Annotated in this window: 16 protein-coding genes; 11 read left to right on the top strand and 5 right to left on the bottom strand. The window is 47.6% G+C overall.

The window, feature by feature from the left end:
- Positions 1-331 precede the first annotated feature (331 nt).
- Entirely contained in the window at positions 332-1,963 is a 1,632-nt protein-coding gene (locus tag HPY28_RS12520; RefSeq protein ID WP_017249941.1) for a peptide ABC transporter substrate-binding protein, read from the bottom strand.
- A 223-nt stretch (positions 1,964-2,186) separates the two neighbouring features.
- Between HPY28_RS12520 and HPY28_RS12515 the strand changes: the two genes are divergently transcribed.
- The 6 genes from HPY28_RS12515 (at position 2,187) to HPY28_RS12490 (ending at position 9,135) form a co-directional block, all read left to right on the top strand.
- Positions 2,187-2,741, top strand: a complete 555-nt coding sequence (locus HPY28_RS12515) for a hypothetical protein (RefSeq protein WP_174225031.1) — start codon at positions 2,187-2,189, stop codon at positions 2,739-2,741.
- Between the two features lie 214 nt (positions 2,742-2,955).
- Entirely contained in the window at positions 2,956-3,411 is a 456-nt protein-coding gene (locus HPY28_RS12510; protein ID WP_173622696.1) for a MarR family winged helix-turn-helix transcriptional regulator, read from the top strand.
- Between the two features lie 39 nt (positions 3,412-3,450).
- Entirely contained in the window at positions 3,451-4,266 is an 816-nt protein-coding gene (locus HPY28_RS12505; protein WP_174230651.1) for an SDR family oxidoreductase, read from the top strand.
- Between the two features lie 95 nt (positions 4,267-4,361).
- Positions 4,362-5,666 (top strand): hypothetical protein, encoded by a 1,305-nt coding sequence (locus HPY28_RS12500; protein WP_017249945.1) that lies wholly within the window; start codon positions 4,362-4,364, stop codon positions 5,664-5,666.
- Positions 5,667-6,410: 744 nt separating this feature from the next.
- Positions 6,411-7,670, top strand: a complete 1,260-nt coding sequence (locus tag HPY28_RS12495) for an amidohydrolase (RefSeq protein WP_017249946.1) — start codon at positions 6,411-6,413, stop codon at positions 7,668-7,670.
- A gap of 61 nt (positions 7,671-7,731) precedes the next feature.
- A complete protein-coding gene (locus HPY28_RS12490) occupies positions 7,732-9,135 on the top strand; it encodes a M20 family metallopeptidase (protein ID WP_174230650.1) in 1,404 nt (467 codons plus the stop codon).
- 61 nt (positions 9,136-9,196) lie between these two features.
- Here HPY28_RS12490 and HPY28_RS12485 read toward each other — a convergent pair whose 3' ends face one another.
- The 3 genes from HPY28_RS12485 to HPY28_RS12475 all read right to left on the bottom strand — a co-directional run bounded on the left by HPY28_RS12485 (position 9,197) and on the right by HPY28_RS12475 (position 11,381).
- Complete coding sequence (locus HPY28_RS12485; RefSeq protein ID WP_017249948.1) at positions 9,197-9,883, bottom strand: class I SAM-dependent methyltransferase; 687 nt, start codon at positions 9,881-9,883, stop codon at positions 9,197-9,199.
- A 129-nt stretch (positions 9,884-10,012) separates the two neighbouring features.
- The gene (locus tag HPY28_RS12480; RefSeq protein WP_174225034.1) at positions 10,013-10,738 is read right to left on the bottom strand and encodes a hypothetical protein; all 726 of its coding nucleotides are present in this window, start codon (positions 10,736-10,738) and stop codon (positions 10,013-10,015) included.
- A gap of 13 nt (positions 10,739-10,751) precedes the next feature.
- The gene (locus HPY28_RS12475; protein WP_174230649.1) at positions 10,752-11,381 is read right to left on the bottom strand and encodes a YczE/YyaS/YitT family protein; all 630 of its coding nucleotides are present in this window, start codon (positions 11,379-11,381) and stop codon (positions 10,752-10,754) included.
- A gap of 121 nt (positions 11,382-11,502) precedes the next feature.
- Between HPY28_RS12475 and HPY28_RS12470 the strand changes: the two genes are divergently transcribed.
- From HPY28_RS12470 to HPY28_RS12455, 4 genes are all read left to right on the top strand, one after another.
- Positions 11,503-12,486: a LacI family DNA-binding transcriptional regulator gene (locus HPY28_RS12470; RefSeq protein WP_174230648.1), complete on the top strand. Its 984-nt coding sequence runs from the start codon at positions 11,503-11,505 to the stop codon at positions 12,484-12,486.
- 83 nt (positions 12,487-12,569) lie between these two features.
- On the top strand, positions 12,570-13,439 hold the full coding sequence (locus HPY28_RS12465) for an AraC family transcriptional regulator (RefSeq protein WP_174230647.1): 870 nt from the start codon (positions 12,570-12,572) through the stop codon (positions 13,437-13,439).
- A 490-nt stretch (positions 13,440-13,929) separates the two neighbouring features.
- Positions 13,930-14,844, top strand: a complete 915-nt coding sequence (locus HPY28_RS12460; protein ID WP_173622704.1) for a DUF5655 domain-containing protein — start codon at positions 13,930-13,932, stop codon at positions 14,842-14,844.
- Between the two features lie 97 nt (positions 14,845-14,941).
- Positions 14,942-15,436 (top strand): GNAT family N-acetyltransferase, encoded by a 495-nt coding sequence (locus tag HPY28_RS12455; protein ID WP_035291419.1) that lies wholly within the window; start codon positions 14,942-14,944, stop codon positions 15,434-15,436.
- A gap of 500 nt (positions 15,437-15,936) precedes the next feature.
- Here HPY28_RS12455 and HPY28_RS12450 read toward each other — a convergent pair whose 3' ends face one another.
- Positions 15,937-18,033, bottom strand: coding sequence for a sigma-54 interaction domain-containing protein (locus tag HPY28_RS12450; protein ID WP_174225038.1), 2,097 nt, complete (start codon positions 18,031-18,033; stop codon positions 15,937-15,939).
- Positions 18,034-18,251: 218 nt separating this feature from the next.
- Between HPY28_RS12450 and HPY28_RS12445 the strand changes: the two genes are divergently transcribed.
- Positions 18,252-19,385 carry a M20 peptidase aminoacylase family protein gene (locus HPY28_RS12445; RefSeq protein WP_026043202.1) on the top strand — a complete coding sequence of 378 codons (1,134 nt, stop codon included), beginning with the start codon at positions 18,252-18,254 and terminating at the stop codon, positions 19,383-19,385.
- Positions 19,386-19,399 lie beyond the last annotated feature (14 nt).

Genomic DNA, 19,399 nt, shown 5'->3' with positions numbered 1-19,399 from the left:
GTACCGTCTATTGTGACAGGTACAGCCTGTTTTGTTTGGGTTATATGGTTTCATGAAACTCGTGAATCCAAAACGCTACGGAGAGGAAGAGAAAAACGGAGCGACCGGAGGCCTTGGCGTGCCTACCCAGTCGGAACGGAAAAAAGCGGTACACGCTTGTCGACCAACCTCTTCGCTGAGAAGCCTCCGCCCATCGGGTGGCTTTTGGTCGACGTACCGTTTTTTGGAGTGGAGACGGACATCTCCGCTTCCTCGCTGGCGTGCCATCAACGAAGGGAGCCCGTTTTTCTCTTCCCTACGACTATGTTCGCAAAAGATGAGGTTTTCTTCCCTACGGATTAACCGAGGTGTATTTGAAGTACGCGCCTCCCAGTGGGAAGATGATGAAATCCTTCACCTTGTCGTTTTTCACATAAGGGCTACCGCGGAAGTTGATCGGAGCCAGCGGCATTTCCTCCATAAGAATCGTTTCCGCTTCTAGCAGGATTTTTTTGCGTGCGTCCAGATCAGGCTCGTTGTAGCTCTTGTCGATCAGCTCTTTGAACTTGGCATTTTCCCAATCCGGGTGGTTGTTTCCGCCCGTTTTGTCGCGGAACATCTCCAGGAAGTTGATCGGGTCGTTGAAGTCTGCCCCCCATTGGAAGCGGATCATGTCAAAGTTGGCTTGTGATCTCATGTCGCGGTACACCTTCAGCTCCGCTGTGTACAGCTTCACGTCGACGCCGAGTGCTTTTTTCCACTGATCTTGCAGGGCTTCAGCCAGCTTTTTGTTGGTATCATTCGTGTCAAAGGTGTAAGTGACAGTCGGGAAGGTCGAGAGTCCGAGCTCCTTCATGCCTTCTTCCAGCAGTGCTTTGGCTTTTGCCTGGTCTTCTTTAAAGTAGCCGTCTGCTTTTAATCCCATGGAAGTCGGTACCCAACCATAGGCAGCTGGAACACCCGTCTGCAAAATATTGTCGATGATTTCCTGACGGTTGATGGCATAAGCGAAGGCTTGGCGAATTTTTTTGTTGTTGAACGGTGGTTTATTTGTATTAAAAACAACGGATTGTGTGCCTGGATTATCCGCGACCATCAGCTTGCCCGCATCTTTGAGTGTAGGGATTGCGTCGGTCGGAAGTGTGGAGGCAGGATAGCCGCCCCAGTCGATGTCGCCATTTTCGAACATCGAGAACGCTGTATTGTTGTCCTCGATCATAGCGATTTCAATCCGGTCGAGCTTGACGTTGTTCTTATCCCAGTAGTTCGGATTTTTCGTAAAGACGATTCTGCTTTTGTGCTCCCACTTGTCCATAATGAATGGACCATTTCCCACGATTGTTTTCGCTTCATTCGCCCATTTCGGGTTTCCTTCCAGCGTTTTTTGATGCAACGGGAAGAGGGTCGGGAAGAAGGTTAGCTCACGGAAAAAGGGAGTCGGTGACTTCAGGTTGAACTCGACGGTGTAGTCGTCTACAGCCTTTACTCCTACATCCTCTGCTTTGCCTTTCCCTGTATTGTACTCCTCTCCTCCTTTAATGTAGTAAAGCTGATAGGCGTACTCGGACGCTGTTTTCGGATCGAGGTTGCGCTTGATCGCATAGACGAAATCATGGGCGGTGACAGGATCTCCGTTGCTCCATTTGGCGTCTTTGCGAATTTTGAAGGTGTAGTTCATATAATCCGGCGAGTTGGTGAAGCTCTCAGCCGTAGCATTGACGAGCTGTCCATTCAGATCATAGCTGGTCAAACCTTCAAAGGCAGCGTAAATCATGTCAAACGAATCCGCGTCGACGGCGATCCCAGGGTCCATCGAAGGCGGTTCGCTGTTGATGCTCCATTTTAACACCATCGGCTCTGTTTTTGTCGCTTCTGCAGGTGTAGTGGAGCCAGTGGGTTCAGCAGGTGCGGAAGAATTCGAGCACCCCGCTAGTACCCCGAAAAGCAAGGTAAGACAGGTTGCAATTGCCAGTCCCTTTTTCATAAATACCCCCTTAAAAATGATAGAAAACGTATATTCAGAATATTTGCTTGCGTTTTCGATAGCAAAGGAATTTTTTTAGTTTCTCGATAAAAAATATTTACTTAGGTCATGGATAGATAGGAACAGTGGTATGAAATTAATTGATTTTTCTTGGAAATTTACTCATTTTTAAAAATATGGTATATTTTGGTAGATGTTAATGATAGGAGAGGTGGGAATCACTATGTTCAAGAAAATGGTTTTTTCAGCATTAAGTGTAGCCGTATTTTCTGCAGTGCTAACGTCTCCGATTCAAGCCACTAGTGTTGGTGGGCAGAAAGAACAATCATTAGCTGCTGCCAGATGGAGTTCAGATGAGGAATGGATTAAAAAATCTTCTCCTGTTCCACCGGGGTGGGTCGTCATTCGTGAAGACCTAGGTTCAAAGCTAATTAAAAATACAGCAGGTGCTCCCTATGGTGAGGAATTACGAGTTAGCAAATATTCTCCCGTTCCAGTGGGATGGGTAGTTTTAAGAGATGAAGTAGCTGGTCGGGTGATAAAATATGTAATAGGAGCATCTTATCGTACGGAGTTCAATGTGACCAAGTTCTCCCCTATTCCAACTGGATGGGTTGTATCACGAGAAAATTATGATAGCAAAACGATCATGAATGTCGTTGGTGCTCCTTATGGAACCACATTATTAGTAAGTAAATATTCACCTGTTCCACCAGGCTGGATTTACGAGGGACAAGTGGCTAATGGCAAGTACATTAAAAACTTGAATCGTTACTAGTCGTATAAAACATAAATCTTCGAACTCAACTTAATAATGGAGAAGTTTTCATAGAGAAAGAACTGATGGATAAGGTGTATATAACCATCAGTTCTTTTTAATTACGATAAAAAGCGATTCAAACCCGATTTTAGCGCTTTGCCCATTGACAAAAAAATACAGATGGATTACATTTCAAGTTGTTAAGCACTTAACTAAATAAGGGGGGAAGAGCATGGCAGATGATCTCGAAACGTATGTAAACCAGCCCCCTTTACGGACAAAAGCATTCTTTTCCTTGGTAGACGCCACCACAGATTTGGTGGGACTCTCAGAAAAATATTGGCATGCAAAAGGCATGAACGGTGCAAGAATCCGACTATTGGTAGAGATCGCGAAGCATGGTGACAGTATCCTGCCTTCACGCTTGGCAGCGTGCATTGGAGTGACGAAGGCCAACATTAGTCTTTTGCTTGCACCACTGGAAACAGACGGTCTGATACACCGGGCTCCCCATCCCAAAGACGGCAGAAAATCCGTAATCTCACTGACGGAAGCAGGTAAACAGCTTCTTTTCGAGCACCTTCCCGGGAATCGCCAGATAATTGCAGAGGGGCTAAGACGACTGGAGGAGCAGGAGCTGCATCAACTGATTTTTTTATTAGAGAAAATAAGGCAAAGTGTGAGATGAACTTTGAGCCACAGGGGAAAAGGGGGGAAAAGCAAAAGCATGGCCATTCTCATTACAGGAGCAACGGGCAAGCTAGGGAGCTTGATTATCGAACAGCTTTTGAAAAGGGTGGAAAGAGAACGCCTCATTGCCTGTGTGCGCCGACTGGACAAAGCGACACGGCTAAGAGAGTTGGGAATTGAGATAAGACAGGCGGATTATGATGACCCTCTGTCTCTGGAGCGCTCTTTTGCGGACGGCACGAAGCTTTTGTTTATTTCCAGCCCACACACTGATGATACCGTTCGTGTACGACAGCATAGTCATGTCATAAAAGCGGCGAAAAAAGCAAATATCACTCACGTGGTGTATACCAGCTTTGCCTTTTTGGAAAAAGCAAATATCTCGCTCACGCATCTCCATATGGCAACGGAACACGCCATTCGCACGACAGGGATACCGTATACGTTTCTGCGGAATGGACTTTACAGTGATGTGATTGCGGCATTTGGTATTCAGCAGGCAATCGAAACAGGAGAGCTCCTTACATACCCTGGCAAGTGGAGCTTTCATACAGTGACACGCGAGGATCTTTCATTGGCTGCTGCCACTGTCATCAGCACAGAGGGGCACGAAAATCAGACTTACGAGCTTACGGCTTCCCGTGCTTGGAATTTCGCAGAGCTGGCTGAAGTGTTGACGGCACAGACAGGCAAATCTATCAGGCATCGGGAGGACCCTGTTGCAGAAAGTTGGCTGTATCGCTTCTTGATGCAAATTGATGCGAGCAGCACGACGACGGATTTGGAGAGAATCATCGGCAAGCCCACTGCTTCACTCGAACAAATGGTTATGCAAATCATGGAGCAAGCGTAGTACAGCATGCTTGGCATCCAGTAGACAAAGAGAACGGCACATGATATGAATGAGGAAAAGGTGTCGATCATGACAAGGTAGGAGAAAACGCCCTTATGTATAGAATCGGTGTTGTAGGACCGTTTCCTTCGGTGGAGCGGATACTGGCGGTTGCCAATGAGTTTGAGCATGAGATCGAATTTGTTCCTTTTCGTTATGAAGACGTACGGGATGTGAGTAAAATCGTTCTGGAGCATCATGCAGATTTAAACGGATGGTTTTTCTCTGGACCGATTCCGTTTACCATCGCTAAAAACGTGCTCAGCCCGGATGCCAATCTCGTGTATTGCCCACCGAACGGTTCGAATCTGTATCGTTGCTTCATCCAGATGTCGATTGATCAAAAGACTGCGGTAAACCGTGTCTCCATTGATATGATTGATTCGGAAGGATTGCATTTGAGCGAGGCGATGTCGGAGTTGGACATACCTGACGAGGAGATTTATGTCAGTATGTATGACGAGAATTTTGACTTGGATGCGATCACGCAGTTTCATGTATCGCTCTGGCGTGAAGGCAAGACACAAGGAGCGTTCACCACATTTTCTGTGGTTGAACATGCGCTGCGCGAGGAAGGCATTCCTGTCTATCGTGTCCTGATGACGAAAATGGAGATTCGTCAGGCAATGAAAATCGTCATTGAAAAGGTGAAAAGCTCCTATTTCAAGGATACACAAATTGGGGTAGAGATCATTGAGCTGGAGCAGTTTGACAAGATTCCCGAGCGGACTAGCACGCGCTTTTACTTGCAGCATCTGGAGCTGAAGATCAGACAAATTCTGCTTGCGCTCTGCGATAGGCTGGATGGCTCTCTATTGGCAAATGGCAACGGACGCTACCAGATTTTCAGCTCGCGTGGTGCGATTCAACGAGAGATTGAAATGCTACGACTTACAGTGGAACAGCTCTCTTTGGAGGCAGAGGTTCCGGTTGCAGTAGGTGTGGGCTTTGGAGATACAGCGTTTTCTGCGGAAAACAATGCGCGAAAAGCAATCCAACACGCAAAAGAACGACCGGGGGCGGGCATTGTCGTCGTACAGGATAATGGCGTCATGATGGAATCGGTGGGAGAAACAGAGGAGCTCGCCTATTCGTTCCGCTCCAGTGATCGCGAGCTGTTGGAAAAGCTGAACCGAGCCAATGTAAGTGTCAAATCGTATCATAAGCTGCGTGCGTTGGTTCAGCGTATGGGCTGGAATTCGTTTTCGACGACGGATATCGCTTCGCATTTGTCGATGACGGTACGGAATGCACAGCGAATCATGGGCAGCTTGTGCGAAGTGAATTTGGCCGAGTTCAGCGGGGAAGAGCAGCAGGCTGTACGTGGACGACCGAAGAAGCTTTATCAGCTAAAAAAATGAAGGCACCCGACGTGATGTTCGGGTGTTTTTTTATATCATGGGGCTGCGGTGAAGAGAAGAATATTTCCAGTCTAGGCTCCAGGCTCCGTCCCTCGGGGAGGCTGGACTGTCCGCTCCGAAGGGATTTGCGGGGAAACGCAAAAGTGGTAGCCGCTTCGACATAGGAGCACGTTGCGTTTCTTTTGCCCGCAAATCCCTTCTCCGCTCGGTAGGACTCCACAAGTCGCTACGTCTGGAAATATTCTTCTCTGTCGTAACTGCTGACATTCTTCAATCTTTTAGGGCTTTTAAAAATCGGATTCACACTGAAAGCTCGTAGAGGAAACAGGAGAAATAAGCGAAGATCTTAGGGACACCGACCGAGACTCCATACAAAAAGCGAAACACGCTCTTAAGCGTCCACCTCTGAGATACATCCTGAGTGGACCACTTTGGACGCGGTTTCGCTTTTTGCATGGAGTCGTGCAGTCAATCCCCCAGGGGGTGGCCCTAGAAGCTGAGCGTTTTCTCCTGTTTCCTCCCCAGCACAACAGCCGGGAAAAGTTTCTATTTTTAAAGAAGTCTAACAACTTCTATTGAAAAAACAGAGAGGCAACTATATAATTCAATTAAGCGAAAATGTCTTTTAATATTCGTATATTGTAAGGGTTTACATTTGCCAGTCTTCTCATATTTCTAGAGCTTGCCTATCGGACCTGGGCGTGGAAAAAGACATGCTCCAGAGTTAACAGGAGGAATTGAACGATGTTGGATCTGGTTTCGTTGCGAAGAGATTTTCATAGACATCCAGAGGTGGGTTTTACGGAGTTCCGTACCGCTTCCAAGGTAGTAGAGATTTTGACGTCCCTCGGCTATGAGGTCATATACGGACAAGAAGCAATCGATGGAGATTCCCGTCGGGGCTTGCCTTCTGAGGCGGCTCTTGAGGCAGCGTATGAAAGAGCTTTGCGTGACGGTGCAAACCCGGCGATCGTTGAAAAAATGCGCGGTGGCTATACAGCAGTGATCGGTGTGAAGAAAGGGAAGGCACCTGGACCAACGGTTGCTTTTCGTTTTGACATGGATGCACTGCCTGTATTGGAAAGTACGGAGCAAGACCATTTTCCACAAGCGAATGGCTTCCGCTCCCATTATGAAGGCAACATGCATGCCTGCGCTCACGACGGCCATACCACGATTGGCTTGGGATTGGCAGAAGTGCTTGCAGCAGGAGATTTTTCCGGTACGCTCAAACTGATCTTCCAACCAGCCGAAGAAGGTGTTCGCGGTGCATACGCGATCGTGGAAAAAGGCCATTTGGACGATGTTGACTATATTTTCTGCAACCATTTGGGTGTCAATGTGCCGCTGGGTGAGGTACACGGCGGTTCCTATGGATTTTTGGCTACTACGAAAATGATGGCGCATTTCTACGGTGTTTCTTCTCATGCTGGTGCGTCGCCAGAACAAGGGAAAAATGCATTGCTCGGAGCGGCTACCGCCCTGTTGAACATTCATGCGATTCCTCGCTTCAGCACTGGTGATACGAGAATCAATGTGGGTGTGCTAGAAGGCGGAACAGCAGCGAATATCATTCCGGCTTATGCCAAGATGGTTGTGGAGACTCGCTCCATTACGGAAGAAGTAAATGCAGAAGTAGAAAACCGCGTACGCAACATCATCGCGCACAGTGCAGCTATGCATGAGCTCGACTACAAAATCGAAGTCGTCGGGGGAGCAATCCCGATCAATTACGATGTGGAGATGGCAGAGCTGGCACTGGAAGAAGCCAAGCAGGTAGAAGGCTTCCATTCCTTTAAACACGGTGATTACAACTCAATGGGCAGTGAAGATGCCAGCTTTATGATTAAACGCGTTCAGGATCGTGGCGGAAAAGGAACGTACATGGCAATCGGTACGGATATCCCAGCGCCCCACCACCATCCGAAGTTCGATATACAAGAAGAGATTTTGCCACGCAGCGTAGCGCTTTTGAACCGAATTGCAAGACGATTGCTGACGTAAAAAACGTTCCTACCTGAGCGGAAAAGCACGTGGACAACGAGGGCAGAGAGGATGTTTGCGAATGCATACCAAACGAATTGCAGAAATGATTGAGAAAAAACGAGATGCCTTTATCAAGGTGAGCGACCAGATTTGGGATTTCGCGGAGACGCGTTTTGAAGAGTACCAATCTGCTGCACTGCTGGCTCAAACACTCGAAGGAGAAGGCTTTAAGGTTGAGCGTGGAGTAGGCGGAATCAAAACGGCTTTCATTGGAAGTTTTGGCAGCGGCAATCCTATCGTGGCGATTCTGGGAGAGTTCGATGCTCTGTCGGGCATGAGCCAGAAAAAAGGACAAACCACAGAAGAGCCTCTCGTAGCAGGCGCAAACGGCCATGGCTGCGGACACAACTTGCTCGGTACCGCTTCTCTTGCGGCAGCCGTTGCAGTGAAAGCGTACATGGAAGAGAACAACATGACAGGGACTGTTCGTTACTACGGCTGCCCAGGGGAAGAAGGCGGTTCCGGGAAAGCGTTCATGGCGCGAGCAGGACTGTTTGACGATGTGGACTTCGCACTTTGCTGGCACCCAATGGGCTATAACAGCATCATGTCCATCGATTCACTCGCGAACTATCAAATTTACTTCAAGTTCAAAGGAAAGAGTGCCCATGCGGCAGCAAGTCCACATCTCGGTCGAAGCGCACTGGATGCAGTGGAATTGATGAACGTCGGCGTGAACTACTTGCGTGAGCACATTATCCCGGAAGCACGTGTGCACTATGCCATCACGAACTCCGGCGGCTTGTCGCCAAATGTGGTTCAACCAAAGGCAGAGGTGCTCTATCTCGTGCGTGCGCCAAAGGTTGATCAAGTACAGGAGATTTACGAGCGCGTATGCAAAATTGCGCAAGGCGCTGCGCTCATGACCGAAACCGAGGTAGAGATCGTATTCGACAAAGCGTGCTCGAACCTCGTACAAAACAAGCTGCTCGAAGAGGTCATGTACAAAAACTTCCAGGAGCTGGGCGTCCCTGTGCATGACGAAGCAGAACTGCAATTGGCAAAAGAAATGCGTGCGACGCTGTCCAAGCAGGAGCTCGCTACTTCGGAAAAACAGTCACCAGACATGCCTGCTCCAGACATGGTGACATGGCTCCATCCATTCGACGGATCAAAAATCCCGCTGAACGGCTCCACCGATGTAGGGGATGTGAGCTGGATTGCGCCGACCGCGCAATGTACGACTGCGTGTTATATAAATGGCTCCACGCTGCACTCTTGGCAATGGGTGTCTCTCGGGGCGACATCCATGGCACATAAAGGGATGCTGCATGCGGGGAAAGTCATGGCTTCTACAGCCATTGACATGCTAAATCATCCAGAGCTGATTGAACAGGCAAAAGCCGAGCTGAAACAGCGTTTGGGCGGTCAAACGTATGTGTGCCCGATTCCAGAGGGTGTCATGCCTTCTGTGAAAAAATAAGAGACACGTGGAAATAACAAGCGGACGACTTCTGAACGGTCAGGGGTCGTCTTTTTTGTATTCATACAGTCAGCCACCATACCCCTGCACATTCCGGCAATGTCACCAGCTTTTCCCGAGCGACTCTGTCCGCAAGCTCATCTCCAAAGAAAAACCGTGAAAGCCGTTCTGCTTCCGCTATGTCTTTAAACTGATAGTCCAAGCGAATCCATTTGTGAGAGAAGCCGTATTTGGTTTCCAACAAGGAATAGTACTGTGTAAGAAAGTGGGGTGGGTGAGGTGTCTCATATCCAGTCCCCATCGTCTCCATGATGATGATCGTGCCACCAGGACGAAGCACGCGTTTCATCTCCTGAATGATCTTTTCAAGATGGAGCTCGTTGTTGGGAACTTCAGAACTGGTGAGGTAACAAACCGTCCACCCTGCTACGAGGACATCCGCACTATTATCGTCTACGGGAAGTTCTCGATGATCCGCTACGTTGGTTTTCCAATTGGTAAGACCGGCTTGCGTCAGTTGTTGCGCATTCACTTCTAGCATGGCAGCAGAAGCATCGAGAGCCAGAATGGACTTGGCATGAGGAGCGAGCACAGACGTAAGTCTTCCTGAGCCAGCTCCCAGATCGATCACGTCCTGTCCTTTGATAGGAGTGATTTCTTCGATGACAGCGAGCAGACGTGGTTGTCTAGAAATCATCAGATCGTACTGTTCCGCTTGATTCTTATAAATTTGTTCGTGGTTTGGCATTGTTCACCCTCCAGTTCCTTGATCGTACTGGAAAATATCGTAAAGCTTCACGCCACGTGAAGGTCAAGAGATAGAAAAAGGATTCCACCTCGCAGTCGTATGACCTACAGGGGAATCCTTCTTTTTCATTTAGGAACGGACAGAAATGAAATCCTTCGCCAGCGCTACCATCTGATCATGAAGGGTAGGGTCCAGTTGAGTGCTTCCGGTGTGGTACGCGAGATGATACAAGATTCCTTGATCATAGAACTCCATCTCATGGGCGTTTGTGACGATTAGATTTACTGCCTGATTTTCATCATCGTACTTGTAAAAGTTATACACATAAGAGCTGTTCGTTGTGATGATATGATGATAGAAAGTGATATCGTCGGTCAGTGGCTCAACGCGCATGACGTTCCCAAACGAATCCAGTCCAGAAGCAGATGGCTTTACATGGGCCAAGGGATTTTCATCTGTCTCTGTCATACGTACGATGAAGAAGTTTTCCGTAATAGGAGCTTCGTTATCCTGCGCGTATGTCAGCTGTAGTTGGTGTCGCGTTTCTTTTTCGGGGCCTGAAGAGAATGAGACGAGATAGGCCATCTCTTTTTCGACAGGAAAAGGCAGCTTCGTTTTATCCACGAGCTTGATTCTGCTTTGGAGAGACGAAGGCAATTGCGGTGTCATTTCCTGAATACGCATCGGCCGGTAATGCGTCACGTTTTCAGGATCTTGGGTCAGTCTGTGAATTTCGCTCTGGGCAAAAACTTCTCCGCTAGCTTTTACGAGACCAGTAGAAGAGGAGCAACCGACAAGCAATAGAAACAGGCTCACTGCAAGGGAACACACAACTTTTGGTCGAAAATTTCTCAAGGCTTTCCTCCTATTATGCCTCCGCTCCCTTCGTTTGATTGACGAGACGGAGCATCTTATTCCCGACGTTAATTGCTGCTTGAATAATGTAGCCAGTCGTAAACGACAGCACGACTGTTCCGTAATAAATCGGGCCATCTAGCAGGAAGCTTGCAGTAAGAAACATGCACGCTAGCAAAATTTCTGTCCGTCTGAATGTCCACTTTAATCTTTTCGACATCACCAGTACAAATGCCTCTTGGGGAGCTGTGCACACTTGCGTACACACATACAACCCGATACCACTACCGATGCAAATGTTTCCGAGTGCCATGGTCAGAAGCGGCGGCAATGTACGGATAGCAGCCATAAGCGCATCGATGGACCCGATCATATCGACAAAGAGGGAGATTAGCACCATGACCAAAATGGCACCGAAAGTAATGTAACTGCGATCCATGAAAAGGACGATGATGACAAAGGTCAGGTTAATGGCAAACATCCAGAAGCCAATCGATACCCCGAAGTTTTGATACAGGGCAATAAACAGAGAATCATACGGGCTAAGACCAAAGGATGTAATGGTCGTCATCATGTTGATCCCGAGCGCCAATATCAATAAGCCTACGATAAACAAGAGATATTCAAATTTTAAGCGAATCACAAAACACGACTCCTTTCATTCTACATAAGGAGAGCATAATATGTGGAACGCTTTTCAGAGCAAGCGGAATGTGTTTTGATGTATGTAATAATTACTGATCCGACTTAGAGGAGTAATCTGAGTGGCTAACATAAGAGAAATCGCGAAATTGGCAGGTGTATCCGTTTCAACCGTTTCCCGTGTGCTTAACAACCATCCGTATGTGAACGAGAAAAAACGCGCGGAGATTCTCAAGATTATTGAAGAACAAAATTATGTTCAAAACAGTAATGCAGTCCACCTCTCTACCGGAAAAACGATGGTCATCGGTGTGACATTGCCTCTCGTCAACAACCAATACTACAGCTCCATTATCGAAGGCATTGCAGCAGAAGCAGTCCAGCATCATTACAAGCTGATGGTGTGCCAAACAAATAACAACCCCGAGCAAGAACGCAGTGTCTTACACTTGCTCAAAAATAAAAAAATCGACGGGCTAATCATGTGCTCCAGGTCCAGCTCTTGCGAAACGCTCAATGAGTATGCAGGATACGGACCAATCATCACGTGTGAAGCAAATGATACCACCTCTGTTTCGAGTGTTCATATCGACCACTATCAAACGTTTCTGATCGGGATGGAGTATCTGATGAAGAAGGGGCATCGCCGGATCGGGTATTGCATCGGCAGAAAAAACAGCTTTAACAGTCAGCATCGCAAACGTGCCTATTACGAAAAGCTGCGTTCGATTGACGTAACACCCTCTGCTGAGTGGTCGTTTGAAGAGTGTTTAACGATCCAAGACGGCAAGGATGTCATGGGGAAATTGCTGCAAACAGAAGAGCGGCCGACAGCAATGATCGTATCGTGCAATCATATAGCGGCAGGGATCATCAAAGAAGCGAGTAGGTTGGGGATTAGCGTACCAGAAGACTTAGCCGTAGTCGGATGCGATGATCAGCCAATCGGAGAATTGCTAGAGATCACCACTGTATCCAGCTCCAGTACGTTGATGGGAAAATACGCATTTGAGATGCTGCATGAGCGGATTTGGACACAGCAGCTGGTTGGGAAAAAGGAAGAGAAGGAACTGTCACCCGTTTTGGTAGAGCGATTGACGACGTAAAGCTTGAAAGATAGCACAGTTGATCAAAAAAATGCCAGTGATCTCCCGCATACTAAAGAAAAAATAGGTGAAGGAAGTCAAAGATGGACACGTACAAGCGGATTCAGGACGCGATTGATTATGTGGAAGAGCATCTTCAGGAAGAAATGAACATCACAGAAATTGCTTCTCAAGCGCATTTCTCTGCGTTTCATTTTCAGAGGCTGTTTCAGGCAATCTCAGGCTTCAGCGTACAGGCGTACATTCGCAAGCGCAGGCTATCGGAAGCTGCACTTGCGCTAAAACAGACAAGTGACAATGTGCTCGAAATTGCTGTGGCCTATCAATACCAGTCGCAGGAGGCACTGACACGCGCTTTTGAGAAGCAGTTCGGGATTACACCTGGAAGGTATCGCAAAGAAAATCACTCGCTTCCTTATCTAGCTAAGATGGACTTTTTGGCCTTTCGCCAAACGATCAAAGGAGAGATCACGATGAACAAACCAACCATCGCGACATTGGATGACATTTGTATCATTGGACGCAGGTTCCGGACGAGTTTACAGGATGAGCAGCAGTTTAAGGACATTCCAGGCTTTTATTATGAATTCGGCCGTAATCAAGACTACTTGCGGATTCCGAATAAAGCGGCAGAAGATATGTCGTACGGAATCGCCTGCGAATTTGAAGATGACGGGAGCTTTTCTTTTGTGATCGGGGAGGCTGTGCATCGTGTTCCTGATGAATTGCCTGAAGGCTTTCTTTCACTCGTCTTGCCTGGCGGAAAATACGCGGAATTCAAAGTGACGGGTGATGCCGACCTCGTGCAAAACACACGTCGCTACATTTACGGAACATGGTTGCCTCAATCGAATTATGAGAGAGGCGAGGGACCGGATTTTGAAGTGACAGACGTGAGGGGGTCGAGCTTTCCTGAGGCGATGAAAATATCTATTTATATTCCGATCGTTTGATAAATTAAGGAAATACGTACCTTGTGAGACCCTGAGTCTTTCAAGGTATTTTTCTTTTTTGGACAAATTGAGTTTAAGTCTAATTCCTATAGGAAAGTCATAGTTGATAGTAACTATCGATTACGAAGCTGTTGCATGATACGATAGTACTAAATGCATGACTGATAAACGATTATTGAAAGTTTATGATGATATTGGGGGAAAACAACAAGATGAGCCAGCTCCTCCTGTTCTAGCAGGTGTGAATTGTCCAATTCTAGCGGGAAATCTTGTATAATAATACCAATTAGAGTGGTCTTTCAAGCGTAAACTGAAGCGTAGAGCAATGACCGCACGCTCCTAGTCCAAGGCAGTTTATTTAGTGAAGAGACAGAGGTGACGGTAAGTATAGATAACAGAAATCCAGCGGACTCATCTACGCTTGAAGTTCCTTGTTTTCACGAATTGGAAAGTCAGAATAATTTTATAAATAAGAAAGGTGTAGTTAGTGATGGGGGACATAAAGCTTTTTCGATTAATGGACAATGGATTACAGGAACTGAACGGTTACACTGTTACGGTTGAAAAGTCGTTACAGACGTTAATGGAGGCAAATTTAGAGGTACTATTGGGAATTCGATTTCTCGCTTCTGAGTATTCGACGGGCAAGAAGCACCGGGGGAGAATCGATACCCTCGGTATTGATGAGAATAATTCGCCAGTCATCATAGAATATAAAAGGGCAACGAATGAAAATGTGATCAATCAAGGTTTGTATTATCTAGATTGGTTGATGGATCATCAAGCAGATTTCATGGTGCTAGTCATGAATCGACTGGGTAGAGATATAGCCCAAGCGATTGATTGGAGTGCTCCAAGACTTCTATGTGTAGCTGGAGGGTTCACCAAGTACGATGAGCACGCCGTACAGCAAATTAATCGTAATATCGAATTGTACACGTATAAGAGGTATGGAGAGGATTTGCTGTTGCTGGATCTTGTTAATGCGACAACAGCTCACGTAGAGCTAGACCATGAAAAGCCATCCAATATCAAACCTTCATCCATATATAAGACCGTGTCAGAGTATTTAGAGCAAGCGAGCGAGGAGTTAGTGGATCGTTTCGAAGCACTACGTTCCTTTATGCTGGCGCTTGGGGATGATGTGCAGATGAACACGCTGAAATACTATATCGCTTTCAAGCGGATTAAGAACTTTGCTTGTGTGGAAATTCATCCGCAAACGAAATGTATTACTATATATGTTAAAGTCAGTCCAGATGCGATTGAACTGGAGCCTTCGTTTACGAGAGATGTGCGTCAGATTGGTCATTACGGTACAGGTGATCTAGAGATTACGATTTCGAATGATGAGCAGCTAGCACGGGCGAAAGAGCTTATTCAGAAAAGTTACGAGATGAGCTAATTGTAATTTTACACGACCTTCACACGACATCCATTCCAGCTTTATACCCGTTTGCTACTGTATAAGAGCAAGAGCGAATGTACAGGAGGCGGGTAGGGTGGAAGTGCAGATTGAGCGCGTCGTAAGAGATGATTTTGCGGAAATGATTACGTTGGCGGATATGACATTACCCGATCGAATGAACTTGCATGAGCTGAAAAAATATATGGAGCTGTTTCCTGAGCTGATTTTCAAGGCGACCTATAACGGCCAGCTCATCGGTTTTAGCTGCGCCGGAATTGATATGTACCAGACGACTGGCTGGCTTCTGTTCAGCAATGTGAGCAAGGAGTTTCAAGGTCAAGGCATTGGCAAACGGCTAATCGAAGCCAGACTGCAAGCCCTGCGCCAGTTCCCGACACTTCGCACCGTGCAGGTTACGGTGAGTGAAACGAACGCATCCTCTATTCGCGCGCTGTCTGCCTATGGTTTCCGTCTGGCTCATGCTGAGCAGGATTACTACGGGCCAGGCAAGCATCGGAATTTGATGGAGCTACCAATTTTGCCTATCATTCAACCAGAAAAAATAGAGTCGTCCATCGTGACTACTTAGGTGGATTCATGAAAAAGCGGAGGTGCTAAAGCCTTGCCGCTTTTTTTTATAGGCTGGTATCGATGGTGTAGTGGAAGGAAGAAGTGCATTTCCAGTCTACGCTTCGGCCTACGCCCTGCTTAGGGCTGTTGCTGTCCGCTCCGAAATGAATAGCGGGAGCGCTTCAAACATTGAAGTTTCGAGGAAGTATCTCATAAGTGAAGCTGAAATTCCCCGTTATTCATTTCTACGCTGGGTAGGGCTCCAGAGGCGCTTGGACTGGAAATGCACTTCTTCCTAGGTGGCTTTGGTCAAGACCTTGAAAGTGATTCGAGAAGTTGTAGTAAGTAAGCTACTTTGCACTGACATACAAAACGATTTAAAAAATGAATAATGACATTGCTGTAAAGAAGTACTGCCACATGTTTGGAAGGAGACCGCCCGAACGAAGAGAGGATACAGGCGACTGGAAAACATGTGGTAGGGCTTCGGGCTCCACATCTGTTGGAAGACAACTATAATTATCCCTTTTCCATAATCAGCAAAGCCGTCAACACCTGCTGCCCAAACGCAGTAATCTGCGTCCCTTGCTTCTTAACGCCGATGGAGACACATCCAGCGCGGTCCAGTGCGGTCAGCTTGTGCCTGATTTGGGCTTCAGTCATGGAGGGACTCTCCATTCTTGCGAGCAGGGCACTGCGTCCAATACGTTCCTGACGCATGTAGCAATCGGACAGTACTTGCAGGATCGCTACGTAATCTCCCAAGGAGCCTTGCCTGGACAAATACCGGATCGTATCTTCCAGCGTATCATCCCGGTGAGAGAGAAGGGGCGGAGTCGAGACATGCCCCGCAAAAAAACGCTCCGGCAAATGAGCTAATTCCACCTGATTCCCCTCAGCGATGACGACTGCATAGTGAATGAAATTTTCCAGCTCGCGAATATTGCCTGGCCAATCGTAACGGAGTAGCTGTTCCGTCACTTCCCGTGAGAAGGACAGACGCTGCTTTTTTTTCTGCAAGAAATAATCGATCAGCACCAAAATATCATCGGGACGATCACGCAGGGGCAGAATGTGCAGTGGCAGGACGTTCAGCCTGTAGTACAAATCCTCGCGAAATGTCCCTTTTTTGACCATTTCCATCAGGTTGCAATTGGTAGCGGCGATGACGCGGACATTGACTGGAATGACGCGATAGCCCCCTACGCGCATGACCTGCTTTTCCTGGAGAACACGAAGCAGTGACGCCTGGATGCTAAGCGGGGCGTCCCCAATCTCGTCCAGAAAAATGGTCCCGTTGTGAGCCAGCTCGAATAGCCCCATCTTTCCGCCTTTTCGCGCTCCTGTAAAAGAACCTTCCTCGTACCCGAACAATTCGCTCTCTACCAAGCTCTCGGTCAGCCCTGCAAAATTGACGGGGACGAACGGACCGTCACGGCGCGTCGAGTGTTGATGGATGGCTTGGGCAAAAACTTCCTTCCCGGTTCCGTTTTCCCCTGTGATGAGAATCGTAAAATCGCTTTCGGCCAGCTTGGTCGCCACTCGTTTGTTGGCCTGAATGGACGGGCTTTTGCCGATGATACTGTCAAACGAATACTTGGTCATCAGTCCGAGATTGGCACTCTTTGTCCGTATTTCCTGTTCGATCTGCTGTACCTTTGTCACGTCCTGAAAAGTAATGACCGCGCCCAGAAACTGATCATCCAAGAACGTGGGAATCTTCGTCACCAAGAGGTACAAATCGCGGAATTCCAATACCTGCTTCGTTACTTCCATGTGTGATTCTACTACTTCCAGAATTAGAAATTCGGGAATGACCTCCGCTACATTTCGCCCGATGCAAGTGGTTTCAGTCATATGCAAAATTTTCTCGGCTTCTTTGTTCAGCACAGTGATCTTCCCTGTGGCATCTGTGCCAATGATGCCTTCATGGACGGCATTTAAAATGGAGCTCAGCTTTTCATTCAGCTTCCGCTCATTGTGTACCGAGTTGGTCAGCTTGCGTCCGATATGGACGAAATCGCTGATGAAGTCAGCCGTGTACAGGTTTGCCTTATCCGGAGACAGATCAAGTAGGCGCGAAATATCAAAGATCGTCGTCAAATCCAAAGGGCGGTGCCCCAACTCAATGACGTTTTCAAAAAGAGCAGGAATTAGCTCCCTGAGTCCATGACAGACAGCAACATCGATTTGATCTTTTTCAGGAAGCGGAGTCTCGGTATCGGGTACGTACGGCACAAATGTCAGATGAGAGAATCCGAGATGAAACAATAGCTCAATCGCGCCTTCTACCATTTCGATGGAGTTGGAAACAAATAGACAGCGCGTTCCTGGCGGCAAATCCATGAGTTGATCCAATTTGTTAATGTCAATCGTGCGCCTTGCTAGCAGCACGGGGATGTCTGACGGAGGAACTGGCTGATCGTGTAAGAGACTCATGTCTGAAACGAGGATGAGATCAACTTCATCGTACACACTCGGATGAAGCCGTTCTTGCATATGGTTTCGAATGATGTCCAAGCGGTTGCCGAAAAAAGACGTGAGCGTGTTTGCAAACAGCAGGCTGATCGTCTCTAGTCGGGTCATTAACAAGATGCATGGGTTCTGTTTGATCATGATGCGACTCCTTTTTATCTGCCGAATAGCTTTTTTATTTAGGTGGAAATATTGGATTAGATATCTGTAAAAACCAACCTATATTATAACCTAAAAATCCGAAATTGTTCAGAAATGCTTAACTTTTATAACAATATGGTTTTGGCACAAATCTTGCTATACATCCGGTAGAGCAAAGAGAGATACTAGAGAATACATCAGGGAGGATGATGGATCGGATGAATCCGTTCTTATATATGGACGAGCATCGCGACGAAATAGTGCGAACATACAAAGAGTTGCATCAATTGGCGGAGCCGAGCTGGCACGAGGAGAAAACAGCGAGATATTTGCGGGAACGCTTGGAGGCGGCCGGAATTGCCGTCACATGCTTCGAAGGGCATCACGGCTTTTATGCAGAGATTCCTGGAGAGAGTGCTGAAATCGTGGCTTTGCGCGCGGATATGGATGCACTCGTGCAGGAAGTGGACGGCGTAGTGAGACCGAATCACTCATGCGGACACGATGCTCACTCGACACTGGCTCTCTACAGCGCCCTTGCGATTCAAGCAAGCGGAGTGGTACCGCCGAAAACGATGCGCTTTCTGTTCCAGCCTGCTGAAGAGAAAATGGGTGGAGCCTTACAGATGATGAAGGATGGCGCTCTGGAAGGCGTGACAAAGCTGATCGGCGTTCATCTGCGTCCGGAAATGGAAGTGCCGTATGGGAGCGCTGCTCCGGCGATTTTGCATGGATCATCCAGCTCCATCAAAGGGACGATTACAGGTCTGCAAGCACACGGAGCACGTCCGGCGCTCGGGAAAAATGTCATCGAAGCCGCTTCGTTTTTGGTTATTGCGTTGCAAAACATTCGCCTGGAAGACGGATGCTCTTTTTCCGTGAAGATGACCCAATTGCAAGCAGGGGGAGAAACGGTGAACGTCATTCCTGATCGAGCGACCTTTAGCCTCGATGTACGTGCACAGTCCAATGAAGGCATGGCAGAATTGCGGAGAAAAACCGAGCATGCCATGAGTCAGACTGGGGCTTTGATGGGCATGGATGTGGAGTGGGAATGGTCGGGAGTCACACCGGCTGCGGTCGCCAATGCGAACATGATCCAAGTAGCCAAAAAGGCAATTGGGCAAGTATTGGGTGAGGACAACATTGCCGATACATGTGTGACGCCAGGCGGAGAGGACTTCCATTTTTACGCGATTCACCGCCCTGAGCTTGCTACGACGATGATTGGTCTGGGATGTGGGCTCACGCCAGTCTTGCATCATCCACAGATGACTTTTCAGACGGATGCCTTGATTTATGGGGCTAAAATCATGACAGCTGCGATTTATGAAGCTGCCCAATATTCTTAGAGAAGCGCTACACA

Source organism: Brevibacillus sp. HB1.2, from assembly GCF_013332495.1.
GTDB lineage: Bacteria > Bacillota > Bacilli > Brevibacillales > Brevibacillaceae > Brevibacillus > Brevibacillus porteri.
This window is presented reverse-complemented; position numbering and strand designations above follow the sequence as displayed.

What these genes read in the sequence shown, in the direction of transcription:
- HPY28_RS12500 (WP_017249945.1), top strand. Translation starts at nt 4,362, where the DNA reads ATGTATAGAATCGGTGTTGTAGGACCGTTTCCTTCGGTGGAGCGGATA.
- HPY28_RS12490 (WP_174230650.1), top strand. Translation starts at nt 7,732, where the DNA reads ATGCATACCAAACGAATTGCAGAAATGATTGAGAAAAAACGAGATGCC.
- HPY28_RS12485 (WP_017249948.1), bottom strand. Translation starts at nt 9,883, where the DNA reads ATGCCAAACCACGAACAAATTTATAAGAATCAAGCGGAACAGTACGAT.
- HPY28_RS12505 (WP_174230651.1), top strand. Translation starts at nt 3,451, where the DNA reads ATGGCCATTCTCATTACAGGAGCAACGGGCAAGCTAGGGAGCTTGATT.
- HPY28_RS12445 (WP_026043202.1), top strand. Translation starts at nt 18,252, where the DNA reads ATGAATCCGTTCTTATATATGGACGAGCATCGCGACGAAATAGTGCGA.
- HPY28_RS12520 (WP_017249941.1), bottom strand. Translation starts at nt 1,963, where the DNA reads ATGAAAAAGGGACTGGCAATTGCAACCTGTCTTACCTTGCTTTTCGGG.
- HPY28_RS12515 (WP_174225031.1), top strand. Translation starts at nt 2,187, where the DNA reads ATGTTCAAGAAAATGGTTTTTTCAGCATTAAGTGTAGCCGTATTTTCT.
- HPY28_RS12510 (WP_173622696.1), top strand. Translation starts at nt 2,956, where the DNA reads ATGGCAGATGATCTCGAAACGTATGTAAACCAGCCCCCTTTACGGACA.
- HPY28_RS12450 (WP_174225038.1), bottom strand. Translation starts at nt 18,033, where the DNA reads ATGATCAAACAGAACCCATGCATCTTGTTAATGACCCGACTAGAGACG.
- HPY28_RS12495 (WP_017249946.1), top strand. Translation starts at nt 6,411, where the DNA reads ATGTTGGATCTGGTTTCGTTGCGAAGAGATTTTCATAGACATCCAGAG.
- HPY28_RS12465 (WP_174230647.1), top strand. Translation starts at nt 12,570, where the DNA reads ATGGACACGTACAAGCGGATTCAGGACGCGATTGATTATGTGGAAGAG.
- HPY28_RS12460 (WP_173622704.1), top strand. Translation starts at nt 13,930, where the DNA reads ATGGGGGACATAAAGCTTTTTCGATTAATGGACAATGGATTACAGGAA.